The sequence below is a fragment of the Hymenobacter arcticus genome (assembly GCF_054779975.1).
The window spans coordinates 1-2,967 of the sequence record NZ_BAAGXF010000040.1; the positions used below are offsets into that span (position 1 = coordinate 1).

At 49.1% G+C, this 2,967-nt stretch carries 4 protein-coding genes; all 4 read right to left on the reverse strand.

What is annotated here, in order from left to right; genetic code table 11:
- Positions 1-43 precede the first annotated feature (43 nt).
- Positions 44-406 (reverse strand): hypothetical protein, encoded by a 363-nt coding sequence (locus ACYVGC_RS24900; RefSeq protein WP_460586555.1) that lies wholly within the window; start codon positions 404-406, stop codon positions 44-46.
- Between the two features lie 225 nt (positions 407-631).
- The gene (locus ACYVGC_RS24905; RefSeq protein WP_460586556.1) at positions 632-1,072 is read right to left on the reverse strand and encodes a hypothetical protein; all 441 of its coding nucleotides are present in this window, start codon (positions 1,070-1,072) and stop codon (positions 632-634) included.
- Between the two features lie 310 nt (positions 1,073-1,382).
- Complete coding sequence (locus ACYVGC_RS24910; RefSeq protein ID WP_460586557.1) at positions 1,383-1,922, reverse strand: hypothetical protein; 540 nt, start codon at positions 1,920-1,922, stop codon at positions 1,383-1,385.
- A 468-nt stretch (positions 1,923-2,390) separates the two neighbouring features.
- On the reverse strand, positions 2,391-2,804 hold the full coding sequence (locus tag ACYVGC_RS24915) for a hypothetical protein (RefSeq protein ID WP_460586558.1): 414 nt from the start codon (positions 2,802-2,804) through the stop codon (positions 2,391-2,393).
- Between the last annotated feature and the right edge of the window lie 163 nt (positions 2,805-2,967).

Below are 2,967 nucleotides of genomic sequence, written 5' to 3' on the forward strand. Positions count from 1 at the left end.
ACACTTTAGGCCCGACCTTTTTGATAATGCGCTGCCGAAGGGCTTAGCATGTAAATCCGCCCTTTTGCAACAAGAACCTCAGCCACTGCGGCCCGGCTATGTCGCCCCGTTGCAAAAGTACCTGGATTACTGCGGCCAGCACCTCGCCTTTGGTGTCGGCGTAGCGCAACCCCTGCGCCGTGGCCACGGAACCTAGCAAGTCGTCGGCCTGCACCTGGGCCTGGGCCACTTCTTTCACGGCCTCATCCCGGTACGGGCTTCCGACATGCCACACCAGCCGTAGCGCCTCGGGCAGGTTGTCGGCGCGCAGCTGCGCTTGCACCTGTTCGTAGCGCGTAAGCGCCTCCTGCCGGTCGGCTTCTTCGGCGCGCTGCTCGGCTTTGGTCGGTTTCGGCAAGGTCATCATGGGCTATTTTTCAGGCTAGGGTAAACAGGATTTTAGGGGTAGTGGGGAAGTGCAATTTATTCCCTCTTGTTCTAGGTTTTGTTCTTTAACATAAGATTAGTTCTAAAACAAGGCTGGGAAAAGTGGTATAAGTTAATAATTTTCAATATGGTATAATTTTATTATTTTTTCTAGATACAAATAATTTAAACCGCTTTGTCATACTTGCTATTCAAACTTGTCGAGCTATTTTATATGTTTTTGACTCCAGTTTTTACGGGCGTCAAAGTCATACTCGTACATCCCAAGTCCTAGCTGCCCATGGTTCATATGAACAATCCAGTAATCACCACCGCTTTCGTAGTACCAAGGGCCTTGCTCTTTCACTAGGTCACCTTGACGCACTTCGTATTGATTATTGGAATTTAAGTGAAGTACACAAGTAGGACATTCAGGATAAGCGGTTAGCATATAGGTGCCGATGTACGCATTTTCATCCTTTCTGTGCCTGTAGAAGCTCATTCCCACGAGGAGAAGTAGTAACCCAATGCCAAAACCTGTTTGTACGATAGCAGAGGCCTTTTGGAGCGAGGAATCTGCTTTATACCAACGTCTTATTCCATACAGTGCAAAAAGCCCAAGCACTCCATAGATGAAGTAAACAATTACAATTCCGAAAGCTGCCATTTAATGTACTGACTTATACAGGTAATACCACTTTGTATTCCAGTTTTTTACATGCTGCAAACGACCGTGGCTGTTGCAGAACCACCTAATTGGCTCGGCAACAGAGTAGGACAGCGGTTGAACGGGGGGCAGTAGCCCGTTTGGTAGCCTTTTTATCTCCGTTTGGCTCGCGTCAGCCGCCTGTACCAGGGGCAAACCGAGTTCTGCAACAGCCACGACCGTTTACAACATGTAAAAGAGGCTTTGCCTTATTTTAAACCACCGTTTCTGTGAATCGTAGTACTGGGCTAAGATAATATCCTCTACCAAATCAAGAAGCTATGGCGGGAACCCTGGCCTTATGCAGCACCCACCCAAACAACGTTTGCCAAGTAAGGTAGACACTGGAAACACCAACAATTGCAACCCACTGTTCCAGCCAATAACAGCTGGGTAACAGGACAAGGGTGGGGACAGCCGCAGCTAAGAGGCCTGCACCGACAACCAGGGGTATGCCCTTCGGGAGGGAAATGGCGTTATCGAGCAAAAACTTATAGGCAAGTAGTAGCCCGATTGCTCCGGCTACGCTGGCTAGTGAGAAGGTAATAGGTTTTTTTTGCCAGACAAAGGAGTGCCCCGTCACAAGGACTGCGGCGGCAACGAACAGGCCACCGGAAATAAGCAAGAAACTTAGCTTTTTAACGCTGGAGACATGCTGCTTATCGTCAAGCAACACAAAGCCAAAAACAAATCCTGGGGCGAGGAGAGCCGTTAGAAGCCCTAGCTGTGGGAGGAGAAGTAAAACCACCACATTGGCCAGAAACGTGGCAGCACCGCTGCGAAAACACGATTTGATTATCAGAGCTGCCATAGCAACATGCGCGATTGTAAACGGATAACTGCCTTTGAGGAAAGGCCGCTGCAAGGTAACTACGCCTGCAGCTGACCAGCGCCAGGTGCCAGCAGGTCACTATAGTGCGGGGAGTTTAAGAAACCCGTCTACGATTCCTCGTTTACGAAATAGCCCGCAGGGATACGTTTTGTAAACGCCCAAAATGGAGACTGGTCCCCGTCAAAGTACCACAGCGGCAGTAGGTCATGTATGGAGGCCAAAACCGTCACTTTTCCGAGGTATGTCCGGTACTATGTGTGGCTGTTGCAGAACTCGGTACGTCATCTACAAGTGAGGACTCTACGAGCTGGACCGGGCTGGAAAGGCTATCGAGCATGTCTTTATACACGCGCTTCGCAGCTAGCTTATTGTTTCTGAACCGTCTAGAGCGTTCTGCAACAGCCACTACATTCTATAATATGTAAATTAGGATATGCATTCCTTCGATTAATTCTCAGATTTTGCGTTATCAGTCCAAAGGAGTTCAGCAGCAGCACCCAATGAAAGCAGCATCAGCAAGAAGATGTGTACAATCATGTTTTCCCCAAACGGGCGAATTAGTTGCGCGATGGCTATGACGTTGCCCAAGAGCAGCCATACCCCCAGCACGATAAGCAGATTGTACCCGATAAGGGACCAGGCGAGTAACCCTCGGTGGTCGACTTGCGAGGGCAAGGACCGTAGGTTAATGACTCGCGTGACCAACAAGACTGCCCCTAGTAGATAGCCCCAGTTTTGATAAATGCGAGGCATGTGCGGCTGATACTGGTAAAAGAAGTGCAGATACACGGAGTACAGCAGCGCAAAAAAGACTACAGGCAACAACGCCGCCCGAACACGCAGGAATAAAGACTTATTCATGTAAATAAATGTTTTGCAATTGTAAAAATGGGTTAGGGCTAGCCTATTCCAGCCACGGTATTCCTTCCTGCATCACCGTATAGGGGGTTCTTGTTGCAAAAGGGCAGATTTACACGCTAAGCCCTTCGGCAGCGCATTATCAAAAAGGTCGGGCCTAAAGTGC

Coding starts and splice junctions, on each gene's coding strand:
- ACYVGC_RS24900 (WP_460586555.1), bottom strand. CDS start 406: ATGATGACCTTGCCGAAACCGACCAAAGCCGAGCAGCGCGCCGAAGAA.
- ACYVGC_RS24905 (WP_460586556.1), bottom strand. CDS start 1,072: ATGGCAGCTTTCGGAATTGTAATTGTTTACTTCATCTATGGAGTGCTT.
- ACYVGC_RS24910 (WP_460586557.1), bottom strand. CDS start 1,922: ATGGCAGCTCTGATAATCAAATCGTGTTTTCGCAGCGGTGCTGCCACG.
- ACYVGC_RS24915 (WP_460586558.1), bottom strand. CDS start 2,804: ATGAATAAGTCTTTATTCCTGCGTGTTCGGGCGGCGTTGTTGCCTGTA.